Here is a 23,072-nt window from a genome sequence, read left to right as displayed (position 1 = left end):
AGGAATATGTGAATATGATTAATTATTTAGTTTAGTCGTTTATCATACATTAATTGGATTTGTATGCCATAAGGATCTTCAATAATACCATATGCTTCACTAAATATATTTTTTTCTAGCGGAGAGATTATTTTTACATGCTTATCGGAAATTAAATTATTATAAAACCTTTGTATTTCTTCTAAATTAGCGCTTTGAATGCAAAGTGACATGTTATTTCCAACGTTATAACGTTCATTAGTATTCATTGTATCTTCTGCTATCATTAGCTTTGTATTCCCAATTTGTAAAACAGAGTGAGCAATATGATCTTTATTTTCACTTGTAATTTTAAAAGAACTATCTCTTTTCGCCAGTTCTTCATACGTAACAATCATTAATTTTTTGGCTTCTAAATTACGTGTATAAAAGTTAATCGCCTCCTTTGCTTGCCCGTTCATTGAGAGAAAAATAGCTATTTCTAATGTCATAAATTCACAACTCCTTTATTAGTTAATAATTATAATATAGACTAAAAAGGTTTCAATACATGATACCTTTTTGGGAGGGAAATATGAAAAAAACTGAACGAATAAATGACATGCTTATTTTCTTAAATAATAAAAGATATTTTAATTTAAAAGATTTAATGGCTAGATATGATATTTCTAAAAGTACAGCTTTACGAGATATTCAATCATTGGAAGAAATAGGTGTACCCATATATTCTGAACTAGGTAGAAATGGAAGTTATAAAATTATAGAAAATAGTGTGTTATCGCCAATTTATTTTAGTGTGGATGAAATGTATGCGTTATACTTTTCGATTCTTACACTAAATGGATACAAGACAAAACCATTTAATATAGAAAGTATTGCGCTTGAAAATAAATTTAAACATGTACTACCTGATAATGTGAGTAAAAACATTTCGATTATGGAACGAACGCTTTCCTTTGAAGTAACAAATCATAGTAATTTTAGTCCGTTCTTAAAAGAAATTTTACAGGGGATTTTTGCTGAGCGAGTTTATTATTTAACATATTTAAAAAAAGATGAGGAGAAAGTATTGGTCGCCCAATTTATTCGAATCGAATCTAAATTTGGCCAGTGGTATGCTAAAATCTTTAATTTTGAGACAAATGATGTTCAAATAATTAGATGTGATAAAATTCTTTCTATTGAGGAAACAAGCAACACGAATTCAAAAAATCTTGAAGAACTATTAAGTTATCTTACAAACTTTCACAGAAAACCTGATGCAATTGATTTTAGTGTCATTGTTAATCAAAAAGGAAAAGATATTTTTGATAAAGAGAATTATCCTTCCATGAGGATACAAAAAGAAAATGAAAATTATAGTATAACAGGCTATTTTAACAAGCAAGAAGTTGAGTTTATTTCAAGTTATTTTATGAATTTCGGTGAAACGATTATTTCAATTCAGCCTGTGATGCTAAAAGAGTTAATCTATAATAAGGTGTTATCTATAAAGCAGCATTTAACTTCTTTAAGATAAAGTTAGTTTTAGTCATTTTTTGATATGAAAAAGCCCTTGCGATTTAAATATCCAAAGGGCTTTTTGGTGATTTTATTTGTTCTTTAGAAAAATTACTTTTGTGGAACAGAAAGACCATAGAAGAACATCGTAACGATATCTTTTATATGTTTTTCCCGATCTCCTTCAAGAAGTTGTGCTCCAAATTCATCACCTAATTTTGTAAACATTTGAATGTAAAGTAACATCATTTCTTTAGTAAGGTGTGGATTAATTTCGTTTTTGCGCTGAGCTCGTTCTAATATTTCTAAATACCAGGGTAGGATTTTTTCATTTTGATAACTATAAATAAACTTACGGAGTTCTTCGTCCCTTTGCATCATTTGTAGTAACATATCAGGTTGAAATAATCCGCCAGTATTCATTTTTCTTACAATCATTTTTTGCATCATATCATGAAAAGGTAATTTTTCTTCTGCAAGCTCTTTATAATATTGAAATTCAGATATGATAAATTCTTGTATAAGCTCCCTAAATAACGCATCTTTACTTCCGAAATGATTATAAATTGTAACTTGAGAAACGTTTGCTTCTTTTGCGATATGTTCTATTTTCACTTCATTAAATCCACGTTCTGAAAATAATAAGAATGCTGCTTCTTTAATGGCACGCTTTTTCTTTTCTTTTACTCTTTCAAAGCCGTTCAATGCAATCACCTCACTTAAAATATACAAGAAAAAATAATGGAAAACAATAATTTTGAAATATGGACTGATAAATATTTCAAAAAGTTGTTGCGAATATGAAAGATGAGGAGTACAATGATTTTGAAATATCACACATTAAATATTTCAAAAAATGAGGTGGAATTATGATTTCAGTTCAAGATGTCACAAAACAGTTTTCGAATGGAAAAGGTTTGTTTCATATTACATTTGATGTAAAAGAGGGAGAAGTATTTGGTTATTTAGGACCGAATGGTGCCGGAAAATCAACGACGATTCGTAATTTAATGGGATTTATAAAACCGACAGCTGGTAAAGCGACAATTTTTGGATTAGATTGTTGGAATGAAGCAGCGAAAATTCAAAGGGAAGTTGGTTATCTACCGGGTGAAATTTCTTTTATTGAAGGAATGAACGGATTAGAGTTTTTAAAATTAATGCAAGGAATGCGTGGATTAAAGGATACGAAAAGACGAGATGAACTGATAGAGCGTCTGCAATTTGATGTGAAAACACCGATTCGCAAAATGTCTAAAGGAATGAAGCAAAAAGTAGGGATAGTCGCTGCATTTATGCACGATCCAGAGGTGTTAATTTTAGATGAGCCAACATCTGGACTTGATCCACTTATGCAGCAAGTGTTTATAGATTTAATATTAGAGGAAAAGCAAAGAGGAAAAACAATTCTTATGTCTTCGCATATTTTCACTGAAATTGAGAGAACTTGTGACAGAGTAGCTATTATTAAAGATGGTCGACTCGTAACGGTTGAAAATATTCACGATTTACAAAGTATGAGAAGACAGGTGATAGATGTAACAGTATCATCACAAGAAGAGATTGAGTCTCTTACAAAGTGTAATTTGCAATTTGAAGCGGTAAAAGGCAGAGAGGCATCTATCATTGTACAAGGAAACTATCAAACTGTTTTACAAACACTTTCAAACTACAATATAACGGCACTTCAAACGAGAGCGATGGATTTAGAACATTTATTTATGCATTATTACGATAAGAAAGAAGGGATAACGCATGAATAAGCAATTATTTTTAGCTAGTTTGAAAGAAACACAAAAAAGTATTTTGAGTTATGCGTCTGGTGCAGCTTTATATCTGTGGTTATTAATTTGGATATTCCCGTCAATGGTATCAGCAAAAGGGCTAAATGAATTAATAGGTGCCATGCCTGATAGTGTGAAAAAAATCGTTGGTATGGAAAGTCCGATTCAAAACGTAATGGATTTTCTAGCGGGCGAATACTATAGTCTATTGTTTATTATCATTTTAACAATTTTTTGCGTAACAGTTGCGACACATTTAATTGCTCGTCATGTAGATAAAGGAGCAATGGCATACTTGCTAGCAACGCCTGTATCTAGAGTACGAATCGCAATTACGCAAGCGGCTATTCTTATATTAGGACTACTGATTATTGTAGCGGTTACGTATGTAGCGGGTATAGTAGGTGCTGAATGGTTTTTAGAGGATAATAACTTAAATAAAGAATTATTTTTGAAGATAAATGTAGTCGGAGGGCTCATATTTTTAGTCGTTAGTGCCTATTCATTTTTCTTTTCTTGTATATGTAATGACGAAAGAAAAGCACTAAGTTATTCAGCGAGTTTAACTATCTTATTTTTCGTATTGGATATGGTAGGGAAGTTAAGTGATAAGTTAGAATGGATGAAAAACCTATCATTATTCACGCTGTTTCGTCCGAAAGAAATTGCTGAAGGATCATATAATATATGGCCGGTAAGTATAAGTTTAACTGCTGTAGCGCTTTGTATTTTTATCGTAGCGATTGTAGTATTTAGGAAGAGGGATTTACCGTTATAGAGTAGAAAGTCCACTGAGAAAGTGGGCTTTTTTTATTTGTAAATTTAAACTAGTATGTTTATTGCATCCTTATAAAGGATATTTATCTTTTTAATTAAAAAAATATTCAAAAAAGTGAACCTTTTTCTAGGTTCATACGTCTAATATATGTAAAGTTAAATTGGAAGTGATGAAGTGAGGATGAAACAGGAGGAGCGATTGTGAAAGTAATCCCTTTATATAAAATGATTATAAAAGAAGAAACGGATGTTTCTTTAGCGAAAAAAGGTGATCATGAAGCCTTTATAGCGCTTATACATACAGAAAAAGTGAAGATGTATCGAATAGCAAAGGCGATGTTACGTGATGAGACAAATATAGAGGATGCGATACAGACAACAATTTTAAAAGCCTATGAAAATATAAAAAAATTAAAAAAAGAAGAATTTTTTCAAACTTGGTTAATTCGAATACTAATAAATGAGTGTAACAATATTATTAGAGCGTATAAAAATGTAATTGTGACAGAAGAGAATGATTACAATATGAGTGCGTGTGATCAGTATGAAGATATAGATTTGTGTAATGCGATTCAATCGTTACATGAAGAATTAAGAGCTGTTACGGTGCTTTATTACTATGAAGACATGAATCAAGAGAGTATAGCAAAGCTGTTAGAAATACCGAAAGGAACAGTGAAATCAAGATTGTCACGCGCGAGGGAACAACTACAAAAACGATTAAAGATGGAATAGGGGGTGTAAAGGATGGATAATGAAAAATTATTTGATGAGAAATTAAAAAAGAGAATAAAAGATGAAAATGTTATAGTACCTCCAGAGTTAAATGAAAAAATTAATGGCACGCTACATAATCTTAAGGTAAAAAAGAAGAGTTACAAAATTCATATGATGATAATTAGTGCAGCGGTTTGTATACTTTCAGTGGTATCTATGTCTGAGTTTTCTATACAAAGTTTTGCGCAAAATGGTGGAGTATTTGAATATGTAAAGAAAAAAGCGTTTTCTGATTATGAAAATGAAGAAGAAATAAAATCGAATGTACATTATCCAGATAAAGAAAAGATTCATCAAAAAATGCTAGATTCTATTGATTATTTTAAAAATATTTCAGGACAATTTGAGGAATATTCTAGCTCATCAAGAATTGCTACAACATATAAGTATGCGATTGATACGGAGAAACAAAGAGGTATCTCTTCGAAAGAAGATAAACTAGCGAAAAAACGAACAATTATATATAACGAGGGCAAGAAAAAAGAGTTTGATGATGAGAAGTATACCTATAAAGAGACAAAATGGAACCCGAAAGGAAGAAACAATGAACTATTAAAATTAAATCCTACGGAAAGGTTAGTGAGAAAATCAGATGAGAAAAAGAGATATGATGATGAATATGTAGGGCTAGCTAAATATAGTATTCAATCAGAATTCGCAGATTTGTTAATTCGATATAAAGATTGGAATTATAAAGAAACGAAATATCTTGGATTAGATTGTTACAAAATTGAAGGAGTTATCAACATAGAGGTGCCTGTTAGCACCTCTGAAGATTTAAGAGGGAAATTCGAAATGGTTGTGGAGAAAAATACAGGGATTATGTTGAAATTTCTTAGTTTTCAAGAAGGCTTGATTCAATATTCAGTTACGACTGAATGGATACAAATAGATAAGGGATTGAAAGAAAGTATGTTTCAAAAGGATAGCGCTAAATATGAAAAAATGAAAAACATATTGGGTGAATAGAAACAGGAGGAGAGTAAATGGGGAATCATTCATCTTTAAGAGAAGAGAAAAATAAGCAAAAATATAAAAAGAAAACGATAGTAAGTTTACTACTGGCGGTATTACTATTTGGTGGAATTGGCTATGGAGCCTATGTATATATGAAAACTTCTAGTCTCGTACAAAAATCTAATTTGAATTTAGTACGAGGCGAAAAATCCAATTTACGTGAGAAATCTGTAAAGCCAATTGCAAATCATGTTTCACTTTTAATTATGGGAATTGATGAAAATCAAGAACGACAAAAGGAATATAATGGTGCATTTCATACAGATGCATTATTGTTAGCGACTTTTAATAAAGACGATAAAACAGTGAAATTAACGAGCATACCGCGTGATACATATACATATGTTCCAGTTGAAAAGAAAAAAGATAAAATAACCCATGCATATGGAAGTGGTTTCGTTAAAAATGGTAAAGATGGAGGACCGCAAGCTTCTGTGGAAGCGGTAGAAAAATTGTTACAGGTGCCTGTTGATTATTTTGTGAAATTTAATTTTGGTTCCTTTACTAAAATTGTTGATGGGTTAGATGGTATTGAAGTGGATGTCCCAGTTGAATTTACGGAGCAAAATAGTAAAGATGAACCTGATGCGATTCATTTGAAAAAAGGATTACAAAAATTAAATGGGGAAGAAGCACTTGCACTAGCAAGAACGCGCCATATTGATAGTGATGCAATGAGAGGACAGCGCCAACAACTTGTTATTGAAGCGATTTTAAGTAAATTAAAAAGTGTAGGATCGATTACGAAGCTAGAAAAAATAGTTGAGGCGGTTGATGGTGATTTTAAAACAAATTTAGTAATGGATGATATTTTATCTTTTTATAAATACGGTTTAAACGGTTCAGTTGAAAAAATACAATTAGCTGGTGATGATTTATACTTACCTAATGGCCCAAACGGGCAACGTGTATATTATTATAATCCTAATAAAAAAGATCTACAAAGTTTAAGTAATACTCTTAGAACACATCTAGGATTAAGTGAAAAGCAAATTGAGGAGAATTAAAGCAGACGAAATGTCTGCTTTTTTATTTTTGTAGAAAAGATGTTTTTAGATATATGCATTATTTATTAGCAATAATTAACAAGTATTCAAGCGGTAAATGAGATCGAAGTGATTAAAACAACGAATGTGTATGAATGCAAAATAAGGTTTGAACAACATATGGAATTTTTATGAATATTACTGTAAAAAAATAATTTTTTAAAAATTTTCAATAATAATACTTTACAAAAATTAAAAAATTAGTAGAATAAGAATTAGTAAGAATCGTCTGATAAATATATAGAGAAAAACAGAATTATCAGAAAATTCTTTAATAGCTATCGTTTAGAATTAGGGAGGGTACAGAAAATGAAAAAGAAAAAAATGAAAAAACTAACAGCAGTTGTAGTACCGGTTTTAGCAATGAGCATGGCACTAACAGCATGTTCTACATCAGGCGGAGATAAAAAGACAAGCACAAACTCAAGTGGAGATAGCAAGTCAGAGGGAAAATTAGCGGCAAAACAAGTGTTGAATCGAACAGTAAACCAAGAGATTCCAACGATGGATTCTTCTAAATCAACAGATACAGTATCTTCACAAATGCTAGGGAATACGATGGAAGGATTATATCGTCTTGATAAAGATAATAAGCCTATTCCAGCTGCAGCAGAATCTAGCACGAAAAGTGAAGATGGTAAAAAATATACATTTAAACTACGTAAAGATGCAAAATGGTCAAATGGAGATCCAGTAACGGCGAAAGATTTCGTATATGCTTGGCAACGTCTATTAGATCCAAAAACAGCTGCTGAGTATGCATTTATCGCATTCCCGATTAAAAATGCAGAAGTAGTAAATAAAGGAGAAAAACCTGTAACTGAATTAGGAGTAAAAGCAGTAGATGATCTTACGCTTGAAGTTGAGTTAGAGCAAGCAGTACCGTACTTCTTAAACTTAGTAGCATTCCCATCATATTATCCATTAAACGAAAAGTTCGTTAAAGAAAAGGGCGAGAAGTTCGGTATAGAGTCTGATACAACTGTTTATAATGGACCGTTCGTTCTTAAAGATTGGAAGCATGAACAAGGATGGCAATTAAAGAAAAATGATCAATATTGGGATAAAAAGACTGTAAAACTTGAAGAAGTTAACTTCAGTGTTGTTAAAGAACCAGCAACTCTTATCAATTTATATGATAGCGGTCAAGTTGACTTTGCTTTATTAACTGGAGAGTTCGTAGATAAATACAGAAATAAGAAAGATGAATTCGGAACATATTCACAAGTGAGTACGTATTTCATTCGTATGAACCAAAAACGTGATGGACAAGATACACCATTAAAGAGTAAAAAGTTACGTGAAGCAATTGCACTATCAGTTGATAAAAAGAATTTAGCAAACGTAATTTTAAATGATGGATCAAAAGAAGCTGACTTCTTAGTACCAAAAGGTTTAGCAACTGGACCAGACGGTAAAGACTTCCAAGAAACGTTTAAAAATGGTTTAAAACCAAATGCTAAAAAAGCTGCTGCAGCTTGGGAAGAAGCGAAAAAAGAGCTAGGTAAAGACCAAGTTACAATTGAATTCTTAAACTATGATACTGGTAATGCGAAAAAAGTTGGAGAATATATTAAGGACCAAATTGAGAAGAACTTAAAAGGTGTAACAGTTAACATTAAACTTCAGCCATTTAAGCAAAAACTAAAATTAGAAACTGAACAACAATATGATATTTCGTATGGCGGATGGAATCCGGATTATGCAGATCCAATGACGTTCTTAGATATGTTTGAGACTGGACATTCTCATAACCAAATGAGCTTCTCTGATCCTAAATATGACGGCATGGTGAAAAAAGCTGGAACGGAATTAATGAGCGATGCAAAGAAACGTTGGGAAGAGTTAGGAAAAGCTGAAAAAACATTACTTGAAGAAGATGTAGCGATTGTACCTTTATATCAACGTGGAGATTCTTATGTTTTACAACCAAATGTAAAAGGTGTAGTAAAACATAATATCAGTCCAGAATTTAGCTTTAAGTGGGCATATGTAACTGAAAAATAATAGAGTTGAAAAAGCATTTAAAAGTGGCTTAGCTACTTTTAAATGCTTTTTTTGTGAGCTTAAAATACTAATTTTTAGTGTGGTTAAATAGAGGCGAATAAGGTGTATAGTATATACATATAGTAGATGGGGGATAAATCCTACTAAATTGAAAAAATCAGAATATTTAAAATTAAACTATTTACAAATGCGAAAAAAAGAGTAGAATAACATTAGTTGTAATTTTCTGAAAAAATAATCTTTAGTAAGGGGTCTCTCAAGGGTTGGTAATGTACATATAATTAGGGAGGGTACAAAAATGAAGAGAAAAAAGATGAAAAAGTTAACGGCAGTTGTAGTACCAGTTTTAGCGATGAGTGTTGCATTGACAGCATGTTCTGGGTCAGGTGGGGAAAAGAAAACGACTACTACATCAAATAGTGGGGAAGAAAAAAAATCAGATATTAAATATGCAGCGAAACAAGTATTAAATCGTACGGAAAACCAAGAAATTCCGACGATGGATACTTCTAAATCTACTGATACATTAGGTTCGCAAATTTTAGGGAACACGATGGAAGGCCTATATCGCCTTGATAAAGAGAATAAGCCAATTCCTGCTGCGGCAGAGTCTAGTACGAAAAGTGAAGATGGTAAAAAGTATACGTTTAAACTGCGAAAAGATGCAAAATGGTCAAATGGTGATCCTGTAACAGCGAAAGATTTCGTTTTCGCATGGCAACGCTTACTTGATAAGAATACTGCGGCAGAATATGCATTTATTGCTTACTATATTAAAAATGCAGAAGCGATTAATAAAGGAGAAAAACCTGTAACTGAATTAGGAGCGAAGGCGGTAGATGATTACACGCTAGAAGTAGAATTAGAAAAACCGGTACCGTATTTCTTAAATTTATTAGCATTCCCATCATACTATCCATTAAATGAAAAATTCGTAAAAGAAAAAGGTGATAAGTACGGTTTAGAAGCAGATACAACTGTGTATAACGGTCCATTCGTTATGTCTTCATGGAAACATGAACAAGGTTGGCAGCTGAAGAAAAATGATAAGTACTGGGATAAAAAGACTGTGAAGTTAGAAGAAATTAACTATAGTGTAGTAAAAGAGGTTGCAACGAAAGTAAACTTATATGATACAGGATCAATTGATTTTACATTACTATCAGGAGAGTTTGTAGATAAATATAAATCGAACAAAGAAGAATATGGTGAGTATGCGGAATCAAGTACATTCTTCTTACGTTTAAATCAAAAACGTAACGGACAAGATACGCCTTTAAAGAGCAAAAAACTTCGTGAAGCAATTGCATTATCAGTTGATAAAAAAGGATTGGCAAATGTAATTTTAAATAATGGATCAAAAGCAACAGATCAATTGGTTCCAAAAGGACTTGCGACAGGTCCAGATGGTAAAGATTATCAAGATACATTTAAAAATGGTCTGAAATATAATCCGAAAAAAGGAGCAGCAGCGTGGGAAGAAGCGAAAAAAGAACTTGGAAAAGATCAAGTTACAATTGAATTGCTAAGCTATGATGATGGAACTGCGAAAAAGATTGCTGACTATGTAAAAGATCAAATTGAGAAAAATTTAAAAGGTGTAACGATTAATACGAAAATTCAGCCGTTCAAACAAAAATTAAAATTAGAAACTGCGCAAGATTATGAAATTTCTTATGCAGGTTGGAGTCCAGACTATGCGGATCCAATGACATTTATTGATATGTTTGAATCGAAGAGCCCGTACAACCAAATGAGTTATTCAAACCCAAAATACGATGAAATGGTAGGGAAAGCAGGTAATGAATTAATGAGTGATGCGAAAAAACGCTGGGAAACGTTAGGGAAAGCTGAAAAATTATTCCTTGAAGAAGATGCAGGGTTAGTTCCTTTATATCAAACAGGAAGATCGTACGTAATGAAACCGAATGTAAAAGGAATTGTGAAACATAACATCAGTCCAGAATATAGCTTTAAGTGGGCGTATGTAACTGAGGATGGCGGAAAAAAATAAAGTGAAAGCATTTCAAAAGTGGCTGAGCTGCTTTTGAAATGCTTTTTAGTATGTATAAGGGAATAAATCTCGTTAGCCTATTGAGAATCGGGTAGGTAATTAGGAAGGTTCTATCGGAGGAATTTAGAGAGGTCAGTAAGTAGTAAGACAGATGATAGTAAGAGACCTCATGCTAATAAGAAAAATATAGAACGTAGTAATAGAGTGGAATAAGGGGAGGGATGTTTACATATAGTAGACGGGGGATAATTCATATAGTAGTTAAAACAACAAGTTACTATAATAAAAAAATAAATATTTAGAAAATTTACAAAAATGCTTTACAAAATTTAAAAAAACAGTAGAATATTAATTAATAAGAATTTTCTGATAACGAAAGTTAGTAGAGAATTTCTAAATGTTAATATCGTACATATAATTGGGGAGGGTACAAAAAAATGAAGAGAAAAAAGATGAAAAAATTGACAGCGGTCGTAGCACCAGTTTTAGTAATGAGTATGGCATTAACAGCTTGCTCTGGATCAGGAGATAAAGAGAAGGCAAGCACAACACCAAAAAGCGGTGAAAAAGAAGGCGGAAAGCTAGCGGCGAAGCAAGTGCTTAATTTAACAGAGTCTCAAGAGATTCCATCTATGGACTCTGCTAAAGCGACAGACCAAGTATCGTTTCTAGCTTTAAACAACGTAATGGAAGGTTTATATCGACTTGATAAAGATAATAAAGCAACACCAGGAGTTGCTGAATCATATAAAAAGAGTGAAGATGGTAAAAAGTATACATTTACATTAAATAAAAATGCAAAATGGTCAAATGGAGAGCCTGTAACAGCGAAAGATTTCGTGTTTGCTTGGAAACGTGCGGTAGATAAAAATACAGCAGCAGAATATGCATACATTATGTTTGATTTAAAGAACGCAAAAGCAATTAATGATGGGAAAGCGCCACTTGATACGTTAGGTGTAAAAGCTGTAGATGATTACACATTAGAGGTAGAATTAGAAAATCCAGTTCCTTACTTTGTAGAATTAACTTCATTCGGAACATTCTATCCGTTAAATGAAAAATTCGTAAAAGAAAAAGGTGAAAAATTTGGTTTAGAAGCAGATACAACGTTATACAACGGACCGTTTACATTGACAGACTGGAAACATGAAGAAGGATGGAAATTAAAGAAAAATGCACAATATTGGGATAATAAAACAGTTAAGTTAGATGAAATCAACTTTAACGTAGTAAAAGATAGCGGTACACGTGTAAACTTATATGAAAGTGGACAAATCGATCGTGCGGGACTTACATCTGAAATGGTTGACAAATATAAATCAAATCCAGACTTCTATACACAAAAAACACCATCAACGTTCTTCTTACGTTTAAACCAAAAACGTGGTGGGCAAGATACAGTGTTAAAGAGCAAAGATCTACGTTTAGCGATTGCAAAAGCGTACGATAAAAAAGGTTTAACGAATGTAATTTTAAATGACGGATCTACACCGGCAGATTACTTAGTACCAAAAGAATTTGCGAAGAGTCCAGATGGAAAAGACTTCCGTAAAGATAACGGAGATATTTTAAAAACAGATGTGAAAAAAGCAAAAGAGCATTGGGAAAAAGCGAAAAAAGAACTTGGAAAAGAGCAAGTAACGATTGAGCTATTAAACTACGATAGCGATAATGCGAAAAAAGTAGGAGAGTTCTTAAAAGGAGAACTTGAGAAAAACTTACCAGGGTTAACAGTGAACTTGAAAAATCAACCGTTTAAACAAAAGTTAAAATTAGAATCAGATTTAGATTATGATTTATCTTACGCTGGTTGGGGCCCTGATTACTTAGATCCAATGACATTCATTGATATGTTCGTTACAAATGGTCCTCATAACCAAACTGGATATTCAAATCCAAAATATGATGAAATTGTAGAAAAAGGTAAAGGCGAGCTATTAACGAAAACGAAAGAACGTTGGGATAGCTTACTAAAAGCTGAGAAAATGTTACTTGATGATGCTGTAATTGCACCATTATATCAACGTGGTGATGCTATCGTTCAAAGACAGAAAGTAAAAGGTATTGTTCACCATCCAGTTGGTGGAGACTACAGCTATAAATGGGCATATATTACAGAAGATAAGTAAGATGAGGGGCGTACAATACGCCCTTTTTTCTATGCACTTTTCTTCCGTGCTCGAATATATAAAATAAAAAAGGGAGAATCCCATGAAACGAAACACATACATCGATTTCCTAGCTTATTACGGAATAGGAAGTGCTCATCCTGGTGGTTTTACGTTAACAAAACAATTGTTAGCACAACTGCCTTTTAAATATGGAGCGAACGTCCTTGAGATAGGTTGCGGTACAGGGAAAACAGCGGCATATATGACAAGGGAATTTGGCTATAAAGTAACAACGGTTGAAAAGAATGAAATTATGATTCAAAAGGCAAAAGATAGATGGTTGTTTGAAGGGTTAGATATACAATTAATTGAAGGAAATGTAGAGCATTTACCGTGTTTGAATAACTCATTTGAGTTCGTACTTGGAGAATCAATCATCGCTTTTACAGACAAAGAAAGGGTTATCTCGGAGTGTTATCGTGTATTACAGCAGGACGGTAAGCTTGTTGTCATTGAAATGATTATTGATAGGCACATTGATAAGGGGGAGGAAGAAAAAATCGCCCAATTATATGGCATGAAAGAACTGTTAACTGAGAATGAGTGGGCACAATTATTTCAGAAAGCAAATTTTAAAAGAATTACAATTGCTGGCGGTGGTACAATTGCAGAAACGATCTCTAGCTATGTAGAAGAGCCAGAATGGAATGTATCCTCACATATTCCAAATGAGTTATATGAGGCATGGGTACAGCATGAAAATGTACGGCTTATGTACCAACATATTTTAGGGCATCGTATTTTTATATGTGAAAAATAAAGAAAAAGAGTTGGCTAAAGGTAGCCAACTCTTTACTATGTTAAATGAAAAATAATGCAGCTAATGTAATTCCGAAGATGAAACCAAATCCGAGTTCAACACCCCAGCCACAACCGCCGCCTCCCCAGCCGCCGCAACCACAACTACTACAACCACGACCACCACATCCGCAGCTGCTGAATCCACCACCGCATCCGAATCCACAACTATCACACCTGCTAAGGCCTCCACAAAGGTCACAACCACCGTTTGCATAAGCGTCGTAGTATCCGAATCCTGAATCAAAAGATGAGCGCTGTTGCACCGGTTCGATCCATACAGAGTTTTGTGTCACATCGATTATTTTACCTAAATGTATACGGCCATCACGGTCTTCAATCCGAACAACTTTTCCGAAATAACGTTGGCATGTATCATAACATTTTTGTCTATGCATATTCTTTCCTCCTTCCGCATTACAGTAATACGATATGTAAGGGGGACAAGTGCGGCTTGTACGAATGCCCTATCTATCATAATTGTTATAGGAAAGGGGAAATATAAGAAGAGGATATATAAGGAGGAAAAAGCATGAAATCTACAGATCAGTTTCAGACATACGAAGTACCATGGGAAGATTTTATTGAAGCGTTACGAGAGGAAATGAAGAAGCAAGTAGGGGCAGATATTATTGATACAGTAGTTTGCAATTTAGAAGATGGTTTTGAAGTGTATACATATGTGCAGGGGGATTTAGATTTTGAATATAAGGAAGCGCTTGAGAGAAAATACGGAAGTGATGCGAAGACACCTAATGTGTTAACGATAATGTTATTAGCTAGTATTTATAATACAAGTGAAGAGAATATACGCTTGCATGCGGATCATAAAGATAATCCGATTGTTGAAGTGTATGTAAAGCAATGAAACACGCTGTGGAAGGCGTGTTTTTTATTTGTATGATAAAATGTTAGAAAATTGAGAAAGAAGGTGAAGGATTGGGAATTAAACATCTTAATTTAACAGTTACAGATGTAACAGCAGCTAGAGAGTTTTTAGAGAAGTATTTTGGTCTAATTTGTAGTGGAACAAGGGGAAATGGCTTTGCAGTTATGCGTGATAATGATGGCTTTATATTAACGTTAATGAAAGGGAAAGACGTACATTATCCGCAAACATTTCATGTAGGGTTTCCACAAGAAAGTGAAGAAAAAGTAAATAAGATGAATCAAAGGTTGAAGGAGGATGGATTTTTGGTCGAACCTCCTAAGCATGTCCATGCGTATACCTTTTACGTTGAAGCACCTGGTGGATTTACAATAGAAGTGATGTGTTAAGTCAAAAATCAAACTTTTTGTTATGTGTTTTTAAAATGAAAAGTAGGAAAAGTCTGTTTTAAGTGTGGAGCTTAAAACAGACTTTTTTACTTATAGTATCGGATAGAAAACGCTAGAAGGAATAATATTCAGTTCTTATAACTGTTTACATAATAAAATTATGCTGGGTTCGTTGTCCTAAAATACAAGTCATATATCTTGTTTCCTCTCATAAATTTAAACATAGGAATTTGTCTACAAAGGTGGCGAAGCCTCATCATGAAAATCCGAATTTGTGCCACGTTCATGTTGTTTCTATTTATATGTTTACCTTTATCAGCTTTTGCAAAAGGAGAGGAGGCAAAGGAAAGGGTCGTTTCACTTGTATATGACGATTCGGGCAGCATGAGAAATAACGATCGCTGGAAATATGCCAATTATGCTTTGCAAAGTTTAGTTGCGCTATTGGATGAAAAAGATAAATTTTCTTACGTTCCAATGAGTAAGCCGAATGAGCCATTAAACATTTCGTTAACGAAAGATAAAAGGCAAACAGAAATTGAGGGAATTGGAGCATGGAAAACGTATTTAAATACTCCATTTAGCGCGGTAGAAACGGCGATGCAATCTATAAAAAAGGAAGCAGATATAGATGGAAAACGTGAATTTTGGCTTATTGTATTAACTGACGGGGCATTTAATGATTTAGAGAAAGATAAGGTTGGCGGAAAAGAACAAATTTTGCAGAAATTAGCCCAGTTTAAGAAAGAAATGGATGCAAAAAAGATATCGTTACATCCAGTCTTAATTACGATGGAAGAAGATTTAGGACAACAAGAAAAAGAACAACTAAATACGTTCAAGGAAATATGGAAGAAAGAGATAAATGGTGTTACGATGCCGTCAAGCGGAGAAGATGGCATTGTAAAAAGTGTAAATCAAGTGGCAGCATTAGTTGCAAATCGTGATCCATTCTCCTCTGTTGAATCGATTGTAAAAACGAAAGTAGTGGGGAAAAGAGTAGAGATTACAACACCGTTTCCGTTAAAGCGTATGACGCTTGTACGACAATCGCCTTCTCTGCCCGATTATCAGGTCACACAAATTTCTAAACCATTACAATTACAATCTTCTTTTTCCATACATGCACCAGGAGAAGCAAAATTGTTCGGAAATATAGTTCATATAAGTACGGAAAATGAGGAAGTTATTAAACCAGGAACTTATACGATAGAAGTGGACCAGGACATTGAGAAAGAAGGACTACAAGTACTAGTTGAACCAGCGCTTAATTATACGGTTTCTACTTATGCCAAAGATGATAGTAGTCAAAAAAATGTAGAGAAAATGTATGAAGGTGTTACTGCTGTTATTGAAGCAAAGCCTACGGAGTTGCCAGTTCAGTCTTCTTACTTTCAGGCAGAATTAGAAATAGAAGGAAAACAGTACCCGATGAAGTGGGACGATAAAAGGCATGTGTTTTATTACGAAACGAAGCTTGGTAAAGGGTTAGTACGCGGGAAAGTTCATATGAACATAAAGGGATTTTACAGACAGACGAAAGAATTTAAAATCGAAGTAACGGAAAAACCAAAATTATCACTACAAACGATTACGAAAGATTATGAAGAAAAAGTAACAAATTTAGAGAATAGTAAACCGTTTATTATACAACCACAGTTAGATGGTAAGCCGATGACAGAAGAGGCTGTAAAGAAACTATTAAAATCTACTGGTGTCACATCTAAACAATCAATCAACTATGAAATAAAGCAACATGGAAATCAAATCCATGTTTATCCTCGTCCTTATTACTCCGACACATTTAATTTTACAGATACCGGCATCGTAGAAGCTACCATCGTAATGCAGGATTCAAAGTTACAAGAAGTAAAGAAAAACATAACATTCCATATTCAAGATGCTCCGTTTTATGAAAAATATGCGCTTATTTTTAAGTTTGTCATTCCTATCACTTTATTACTACTAGTAGTAGGAATCATTGTTTTAGGATGGATTGTTCGGCCAAGATTTCACCGGAAAGCACTACTGTATTATGAATGGGATCAAGAGGTAGCGAAAGATTGGCTATATCAATCTGAACCAGAATTACTTCGAAATAAATGGTGGAACCATTATTTTGGTATCCCATTTAGAGCAGAAAGAAAAACAGTGCAATCCGTTACGTTTATAGCGAAGAAAGGTTCGAAATCTGTCTTTGTAGCGAAAGAATCACAAGTAGTTGGAATGATTATTGATGGGATGTTTATAACAAAAGATGAAGTAGGACTGGAACATAAGACACTATATCCAAATGAACTTTTACTAATTGATAGAGGATATGGTAAGGAGATTTACAAGTACGAATGTGAATAGTAGATAGGGAAAAGAAGGGGATGGAGTATTGATTCTCTTTCCCTTTTTTCAAACAAGCAAGAATAGGAAGGTGGTTCACATGACATTACAAGTTCCAACAATATTAATTGGTTTAGGTGGAATCGGTAGTACTGTGACGCATCAAATATATGAAAAATTACCTGAAGAGCGCCGGAAAAAGGTAGCAATGCACGTATTTGATACAGATGTGAATACATTGAGTAAATTTGATCATATTCGAAAGTTTAAGACACAAACGAGTTCTAGTAAAACGCCCAGGGAGTATATTGCAGGAGATCCAACAATCCCAGAGTGGTTTCCGATGGATCCGACTATACTTGATAAACCATTAACAGAAGGAGCAGGACAGTTACGCGTCATTTCACGTTTAGCGTTACGTGCTGCGATGAAAGAAGATAAATTAACGTCCTTTTGGCAAGAAATTGAGAAAATTTTTCCGGTTACAAGTGATCAAACAGAATATGGTGTGCGTGTCATTATAGTAACATCACTAGCAGGCGGAACAGGTTCGGGGATGTTTCTGCAAATTGCATTATATTTACGTGAAATGCTTCGGAAAAAATTGCAGCATCATAACATTTTAATACGTGGTGCATTTTTAATGCCGGATGTTTTAGTAAAGACGAGAACAGTTAGTGCGAAAGAGTTTGAAACGGTGCAAGCGAACGGCTATGCATCGTTAAAAGAATTACATGCTATTACGCTCGGTTCTACTGGAGAATTATCAAAACGCGGCGGTGTAACAATTGAATTAGAGTATCGCCCTGATCAAGTAGATGAAGACGGAAGAACGAATCATACAATTAAACAACATCATTTACCGTACAATTATTGTTTCTTATACGATTATGAAAACCTACATGGACACCATTTACACAATTTATCAGATTATATGGAACAGATGGCAAATACAATTTATTTACAGTTATTTAGCCCGATGTCCACAAGTCATTTTGCACAAGAAGACAATCAAATTCAGCAATTAGCAGAATCAAGCGGAAAAGGACGATATTGCGGGGCAGGAACGGCAAAACTCATTTATCCGTATGAGCATGTGTTAAAATATTGTGCTTTAAAATGGGCTGTGCAAGGTTTAGATGAATCGTGGCTTCATTTAGATCAACTGTTTCAAGAGAAGAAGCAAAGATATGACCAAGATGTAAAACGTGGGATGCAGCGTGAAAAGCCGGAGAGAGGTAAAAGTTATTTAGAGGACTTGGAACATCTTGCTACCCGTCCAGAGCAAGCTCATATTTTCTATAGACAAATGTACAATGAAACACGTGAAGGAGCAGAGGGTGGTAAGCTCGGAGTTGCGAAATCAAAACTGTTTTTAGAAGCTGTAGAAAGTTATGTACAACGAACGGTGCAAAAAGATGAGGAATTAAATCGTTTGCAACATGAGTGTAAAATTTCAGCTGCGAAACTGAAAATGATGGAACAAATGAAAGGTGAAGTGGCAAGAGTGGATCATGCGGTTCGCTTATATGCATATGCGATTCCGAGCCGTGTACATGAACATGTAACGACACTTTTATATGACATGATTGAATCAGACCGCTTTTCACCAAGTGGTTCTGAAGGGCAGTCCTATCAATTAAATACATGGTTTTTAAAGAAAACAGATCCAGTTCATCCAGTAGCAGCACGTTTTATGTTATATGAAATTCGAAAACAGTTAGTGGAAAAAATGAATCGATTACATGAAAATAATGAACAAAAGCGTAATGTAATTCAAAACTACGATAAAAAATTTAATGTAGGTAATATCGATGGCACGGTAACGGCTGTACGCCGAGTAGAAATTGCTCAACAACAAGGCTGGTTTGGAAAAATGATTAATAATCAGCAACGTTTATTCAAAAGAGAATTTGAAGACATCGTAACGCAATATGTACACAAATTAAATGAATATCGAAAAGAAATGCTATTAGAACTTGTATATCAATCGCTATATCAAGCAGTTAATAAAATGATTCAATATTGGGAAAGGTTTTTTGATAATTTACATGAAACACGTGAAAATTTATTATTTGAAATCCAAAAGCGCAGTAAGGAATTTGAAGGAAAAACAAACCCGACGAATGTATATGTATTAGCTGAGGAACAGCTGCAAGAAAAGATATGGCAAGATATGCAGCAACATTTAAATTTAGGTGTACTGCCGAAAGATATATCAGCGGAAATTTATATGAGTTTGTACGGGGAATATTGTCGTGATGCGAAAACAGAAGAGATTCAGTCGAAAAAGGTAGAGGATTTCTATCGCGAACATATACTGAGCTATTGTTATGACGAACTGCAAGTACGCTATCGTGATAAATTAGAATTGAATATTATTGAAGCGTTGCGAAAAGAAGCAGATTATAAGAAACGTGATCGCGATGAATACGTGCGTGAAAAAATTGAAGACCTGTTCCATTTAGCAAGTCCGTTCATTCCGAAAGTTGCTCATCATAGGGAATTACAATATTGGGGTATACATCCTTCTTTAAAGAAAGAGCTGCAAGAGGAATTAATTCAAGAAATGTTTAAAGAAAAAGATACAGTACATGAAGCCTTTTCGCCATTTGAAGTGATCTGTTATCGAGCGCATTACGGCTTATCGCTGCAGGACTTTCCTAAATTATCATCAGGACATATTTCAAACGGATTTATGAATGATAAAGGTGACTATTTCCAATCGTATTATCGCCGTGTAAACAAATTAAATAGTAAAAAATCTAGTTTAACGCCGCATTTAGATAAGTATTGGCACTTACCAGCCTTTATGCCAGATTTAAACGCGACTCAAACAAAATTAGATTATGATAAATGTAATCGTGCATTACTATACGCATATATGTATCGCTGGATTAGTTTAGTTGCTGTTGATGGACAGTTTGTGTATCAATATAACGGTGTGGGACGTAGCTTTTTAATTCAGTCGATGGGAAAAAATATTTCAAGCGAAAGTTATAAATTACACAGAGCATTGCTTCATAATCCGTTTATTTATGAAAACATCTTGTCACGATTTGAAGAAGAGCAAGAAAAGGCGATGATACAAGGTGGACATTTATATACACATCCGTTCGTATTAGGAGCCCAAGATGTAAGATGGCTTAGAAAAGAACATGTCCACAATCTTTTAGACATGATTTTAATGTATGACCGTGAAGCGAAGTATGATCCGACGTTAGAAGAAACATCAGATGAATTATTAAGACTATTCCTTGATGAAATCGAGTTGTATTTCCAGAACTATTACGGCACAGGTGCTGATATGGTTGCAAAGAAAGAGAAAGAAATGTTTATTAAACAATTGTGGGATCGCTCGCATGCGAAAGGATATGTAGATCCAAATAGCGCTCCGTATAAAAAATGGCAAAATTTATTAAGTATTCAAGATGAAGAAGAAACGCCAAAAACGAATGTATAGTGAATGAAAAGGGAATCCTTAAAAGTGGCAATACAACTTTAGAAAAGAGGGATTCTGATGCCGTTTTTAGGAAGTGTATATCAAATATTTGGGTTATATCCGGAACTTTATTATGGGATGATTTCAGCAGAGTTGCAAGAGGAAGCTCAGAAGGAGCATCTTAAAAATAGTAGTGCAGAAGCTGAAGTGGAAGAATAAAAAAAAGTGCAGATGAAAATCTGCACTTTTTTGTTAGTATTAAAATGGTGAAATAACCTCAAGTGAATTATTATTTTTGAATAATAATTCACTTGAGGTTATTATGATTTTCATTACATTGTATGTAATGAAAATTGTATGAAAATCAATGTAATAAAATGCATATGAATATTAAGGTGGAAAACAACAATGTTTTTGAGAAAATAATTATGTATAAAAATAACATTTGATACATAATCAGCCGATTGTTTTTGAGTGATTTATTATTGACAATATAATTAATTGTATGATAAATTCAATCAGCATTCTTAATGGTTTTTTGGTATGGTTAATATTTTGAAAATTCAATACGGTATAAAGAGATTGATTTTTCTGTTTTTATCGAGACGGGTTACTAAGTCTATAGGGGAAGTGAACTATGTATATTTTTATTTTTAAAATAGAACAGTAATAAAGAATGTAACAAGTAAGAGATAAACTTGAAAAAGAGGTTTCAAAGAATGAGTCTTTTCATAAAGAAAGCAATGGATGAAGAAAAGAAAAAAGTATTGAATCAAACTTTAGGAGCGATTGATTTAACTCTTTTAGGTATTGGAGCAATTATTGGTACAGGTATTTTCGTATTAACTGGTATTGTAGCAGCGAAACATGCTGGTCCGGCGATTGTATTATCTTTTGTATTAGCGGCAATTATATGTGCATGTGTAGCTTTCTGTTATGCTGAATTTGCATCTACAGTTCCAGTTTCGGGAAGTGTATATTCATATACATATATGACACTAGGTGAGATTTTTGCATTTATAGTTGGCTGGTGTGTTATGCTGGAGTATTTATTAGCGACTTCTGCGGTTGCAGCAGGCTGGTCAGCATATTTTCAGTCATTGCTACTAGGTTTTAATATTCACATTCCTACGGTTTTTGCTTCGGCACCAGGAATGGGGAAGGGTGGAATCATTGATTTACCAGCAGTTCTTATTATTTTAGTTGTTACATTTTTATTAAGCCGTGGTGCAAAAGAAAGTGCACGAATTAATAATATAATGGTTATTATTAAACTGGCTGTTATTGTAGGATTTATTGTTGTAGGGACACAATATGTAAGACCAGAGAATTGGCAACCATTTCTACCGTTTGGTTTTCACGGTGTGGTAGGGGGCGCTGCTACTGTATTTTTTGCTTTTTTAGGATTTGATGCAGTTGCAACAGCCGCAGAGGAAGTGAAGCGTCCACAACGTAACGTGCCAATTGGGCTACTTGTTTCCTTGTTCATTTGTACCGTTCTATATGTAGGTGTTTCATTCGTGCTAACTGGAATGGTTCCGTTTACGGAATTAAATGTTGCTGATCCGGTTGCATATGCGTTGCGCACTGTAGGAGAAGATAGAATTGCTGGGTTGTTATCGGTGGGAGCGATAGCAGGGCTAACAACAGTTCTGTTAGTAGCTATGTTTGCATTTGTTCGTGTATCTTACTCGATGAGTCGAGATGGACTGTTACCAAAAAGACTTTCAAGTGTCCATAAACGTTTACAAACTCCATTTTTTAATACGTGGGTTACAGGTATACTAGCAGCTTTATTAGCGGGATTAGTGGATTTGAATTTATTAGCTAATTTAGTGAATATGGGAACGATAACAGCATTTGTGTTTGTATCTATAGCTGTCATTGTATTAAGAAAGACACATCCTAATATGAAGAGGCCATTCCGTGCCCCTCTAGTACCTTTTTTACCTATCGTTTCAATAGTAAGTTGTATATATTTGGCATTGAACCTTTCTAAGCTTACTTTAATTAGTTTTGTGGCATGGATTATAATAGGGGTTTTCATATATTTTGTATATGCTAAAAAACATAGTAATGTTAGAAATAGAAATAAAGTATAGTCCATTGAAATAATACTTGTAATGGAAATGAAAACACGCTACT

Annotated in this window: 19 protein-coding genes; 16 read left to right on the top strand and 3 right to left on the bottom strand. The window is 33.8% G+C overall.

The annotated features are described in order from the left end of the window. Positions 1-26: 26 nt before the first annotated feature. Complete coding sequence (locus N2V80_RS17725) at positions 27-470, bottom strand: VOC family protein (RefSeq protein ID WP_044795286.1); 444 nt, start codon at positions 468-470, stop codon at positions 27-29. Between the two features lie 59 nt (positions 471-529). Between N2V80_RS17725 and N2V80_RS17720 the strand changes: the two genes are divergently transcribed. Further along, on the top strand, positions 530-1,498 hold the full coding sequence (locus N2V80_RS17720; protein ID WP_061655800.1) for a helix-turn-helix transcriptional regulator: 969 nt from the start codon (positions 530-532) through the stop codon (positions 1,496-1,498). Positions 1,499-1,590: 92 nt separating this feature from the next. On the opposite strand, the gene N2V80_RS17715 is transcribed toward N2V80_RS17720, so the two are convergent. Continuing rightward, entirely contained in the window at positions 1,591-2,193 is a 603-nt protein-coding gene (locus tag N2V80_RS17715) for a TetR/AcrR family transcriptional regulator (protein WP_002005560.1), read from the bottom strand. A gap of 155 nt (positions 2,194-2,348) precedes the next feature. On the opposite strand from N2V80_RS17715, the gene N2V80_RS17710 reads away from it, so the two are divergent. The 9 genes from N2V80_RS17710 (at position 2,349) to N2V80_RS17670 (ending at position 13,835) form a co-directional block, all read left to right on the top strand. After that, complete coding sequence (locus tag N2V80_RS17710) at positions 2,349-3,242, top strand: ABC transporter ATP-binding protein (protein ID WP_061655799.1); 894 nt, start codon at positions 2,349-2,351, stop codon at positions 3,240-3,242. Further along, the gene (locus N2V80_RS17705) at positions 3,235-4,041 is read left to right on the top strand and encodes an ABC transporter permease subunit (protein ID WP_001041436.1); all 807 of its coding nucleotides are present in this window, start codon (positions 3,235-3,237) and stop codon (positions 4,039-4,041) included. Before N2V80_RS17710 ends, N2V80_RS17705 begins: the two co-directional genes overlap by 8 nt. 200 nt (positions 4,042-4,241) lie before the next feature. After that, positions 4,242-4,775, top strand: coding sequence for an RNA polymerase sigma factor (locus N2V80_RS17700; RefSeq protein ID WP_000864723.1), 534 nt, complete (start codon positions 4,242-4,244; stop codon positions 4,773-4,775). A 12-nt stretch (positions 4,776-4,787) separates the two neighbouring features. Beyond that, positions 4,788-5,786 (top strand): hypothetical protein, encoded by a 999-nt coding sequence (locus N2V80_RS17695; RefSeq protein WP_000368244.1) that lies wholly within the window; start codon positions 4,788-4,790, stop codon positions 5,784-5,786. Positions 5,787-5,803: 17 nt separating this feature from the next. Next, positions 5,804-6,841, top strand: coding sequence for an LCP family protein (locus N2V80_RS17690; protein ID WP_061655797.1), 1,038 nt, complete (start codon positions 5,804-5,806; stop codon positions 6,839-6,841). Positions 6,842-7,189: 348 nt separating this feature from the next. After that, complete coding sequence (locus N2V80_RS17685; RefSeq protein WP_000727532.1) at positions 7,190-8,887, top strand: peptide ABC transporter substrate-binding protein; 1,698 nt, start codon at positions 7,190-7,192, stop codon at positions 8,885-8,887. A 298-nt stretch (positions 8,888-9,185) separates the two neighbouring features. After that, positions 9,186-10,901, top strand: a complete 1,716-nt coding sequence (locus N2V80_RS17680) for a peptide ABC transporter substrate-binding protein (protein ID WP_061655796.1) — start codon at positions 9,186-9,188, stop codon at positions 10,899-10,901. 437 nt (positions 10,902-11,338) lie between these two features. Continuing rightward, positions 11,339-13,033 (top strand): peptide ABC transporter substrate-binding protein, encoded by a 1,695-nt coding sequence (locus N2V80_RS17675; RefSeq protein ID WP_000823450.1) that lies wholly within the window; start codon positions 11,339-11,341, stop codon positions 13,031-13,033. 82 nt (positions 13,034-13,115) lie between these two features. Next, a complete protein-coding gene (locus tag N2V80_RS17670) occupies positions 13,116-13,835 on the top strand; it encodes a class I SAM-dependent methyltransferase (protein WP_000828246.1) in 720 nt (239 codons plus the stop codon). Positions 13,836-13,875: 40 nt separating this feature from the next. On the opposite strand, the gene N2V80_RS17665 is transcribed toward N2V80_RS17670, so the two are convergent. Next, entirely contained in the window at positions 13,876-14,271 is a 396-nt protein-coding gene (locus N2V80_RS17665; protein WP_000554977.1) for a hypothetical protein, read from the bottom strand. A 134-nt stretch (positions 14,272-14,405) separates the two neighbouring features. Between N2V80_RS17665 and N2V80_RS17660 the strand changes: the two genes are divergently transcribed. From N2V80_RS17660 to N2V80_RS17635, 6 genes are all read left to right on the top strand, one after another. After that, positions 14,406-14,741 (top strand): hypothetical protein, encoded by a 336-nt coding sequence (locus N2V80_RS17660; protein WP_000842884.1) that lies wholly within the window; start codon positions 14,406-14,408, stop codon positions 14,739-14,741. Between the two features lie 71 nt (positions 14,742-14,812). Continuing rightward, on the top strand, positions 14,813-15,151 hold the full coding sequence (locus N2V80_RS17655; protein WP_061655795.1) for a VOC family protein: 339 nt from the start codon (positions 14,813-14,815) through the stop codon (positions 15,149-15,151). Positions 15,152-15,409: 258 nt separating this feature from the next. Then, on the top strand, positions 15,410-17,506 hold the full coding sequence (locus N2V80_RS17650) for a vWA domain-containing protein (protein ID WP_061655794.1): 2,097 nt from the start codon (positions 15,410-15,412) through the stop codon (positions 17,504-17,506). Between the two features lie 79 nt (positions 17,507-17,585). After that, on the top strand, positions 17,586-20,948 hold the full coding sequence (locus tag N2V80_RS17645; RefSeq protein ID WP_000175110.1) for a tubulin-like doman-containing protein: 3,363 nt from the start codon (positions 17,586-17,588) through the stop codon (positions 20,946-20,948). Between the two features lie 57 nt (positions 20,949-21,005). Continuing rightward, positions 21,006-21,146 carry a hypothetical protein gene (locus N2V80_RS17640; RefSeq protein ID WP_061655792.1) on the top strand — a complete coding sequence of 47 codons (141 nt, stop codon included), beginning with the start codon at positions 21,006-21,008 and terminating at the stop codon, positions 21,144-21,146. A gap of 500 nt (positions 21,147-21,646) precedes the next feature. Continuing rightward, positions 21,647-23,029, top strand: a complete 1,383-nt coding sequence (locus tag N2V80_RS17635; protein ID WP_000051665.1) for an APC family permease — start codon at positions 21,647-21,649, stop codon at positions 23,027-23,029. Positions 23,030-23,072: the final 43 nt, after the last annotated feature.

This window comes from Bacillus sp. FSL W8-0640, assembly GCF_038007725.1.
In the GTDB taxonomy this organism is placed as follows: Bacteria; Bacillota; Bacilli; order Bacillales; family Bacillaceae_G; genus Bacillus_A; species Bacillus_A cereus.
The sequence above is the reverse complement of the archived record's forward strand: the minus strand, read 5'-3'. Positions and strand labels throughout refer to the sequence as shown.

What these genes read in the sequence shown, in the direction of transcription:
- N2V80_RS17725 (WP_044795286.1), bottom strand. Translation starts at nt 470, where the DNA reads ATGACATTAGAAATAGCTATTTTTCTCTCAATGAACGGGCAAGCAAAG.
- N2V80_RS17720 (WP_061655800.1), top strand. Translation starts at nt 530, where the DNA reads ATGATACCTTTTTGGGAGGGAAATATGAAAAAAACTGAACGAATAAAT.
- N2V80_RS17710 (WP_061655799.1), top strand. Translation starts at nt 2,349, where the DNA reads ATGATTTCAGTTCAAGATGTCACAAAACAGTTTTCGAATGGAAAAGGT.
- N2V80_RS17705 (WP_001041436.1), top strand. Translation starts at nt 3,235, where the DNA reads ATGAATAAGCAATTATTTTTAGCTAGTTTGAAAGAAACACAAAAAAGT.
- N2V80_RS17695 (WP_000368244.1), top strand. Translation starts at nt 4,788, where the DNA reads ATGGATAATGAAAAATTATTTGATGAGAAATTAAAAAAGAGAATAAAA.
- N2V80_RS17690 (WP_061655797.1), top strand. Translation starts at nt 5,804, where the DNA reads ATGGGGAATCATTCATCTTTAAGAGAAGAGAAAAATAAGCAAAAATAT.
- N2V80_RS17685 (WP_000727532.1), top strand. Translation starts at nt 7,190, where the DNA reads ATGAAAAAGAAAAAAATGAAAAAACTAACAGCAGTTGTAGTACCGGTT.
- N2V80_RS17680 (WP_061655796.1), top strand. Translation starts at nt 9,186, where the DNA reads ATGAAGAGAAAAAAGATGAAAAAGTTAACGGCAGTTGTAGTACCAGTT.
- N2V80_RS17675 (WP_000823450.1), top strand. Translation starts at nt 11,339, where the DNA reads ATGAAGAGAAAAAAGATGAAAAAATTGACAGCGGTCGTAGCACCAGTT.
- N2V80_RS17670 (WP_000828246.1), top strand. Translation starts at nt 13,116, where the DNA reads ATGAAACGAAACACATACATCGATTTCCTAGCTTATTACGGAATAGGA.
- N2V80_RS17665 (WP_000554977.1), bottom strand. Translation starts at nt 14,271, where the DNA reads ATGCATAGACAAAAATGTTATGATACATGCCAACGTTATTTCGGAAAA.
- N2V80_RS17660 (WP_000842884.1), top strand. Translation starts at nt 14,406, where the DNA reads ATGAAATCTACAGATCAGTTTCAGACATACGAAGTACCATGGGAAGAT.
- N2V80_RS17650 (WP_061655794.1), top strand. Translation starts at nt 15,410, where the DNA reads ATGAAAATCCGAATTTGTGCCACGTTCATGTTGTTTCTATTTATATGT.
- N2V80_RS17645 (WP_000175110.1), top strand. Translation starts at nt 17,586, where the DNA reads ATGACATTACAAGTTCCAACAATATTAATTGGTTTAGGTGGAATCGGT.
- N2V80_RS17640 (WP_061655792.1), top strand. Translation starts at nt 21,006, where the DNA reads ATGCCGTTTTTAGGAAGTGTATATCAAATATTTGGGTTATATCCGGAA.
- N2V80_RS17635 (WP_000051665.1), top strand. Translation starts at nt 21,647, where the DNA reads ATGAGTCTTTTCATAAAGAAAGCAATGGATGAAGAAAAGAAAAAAGTA.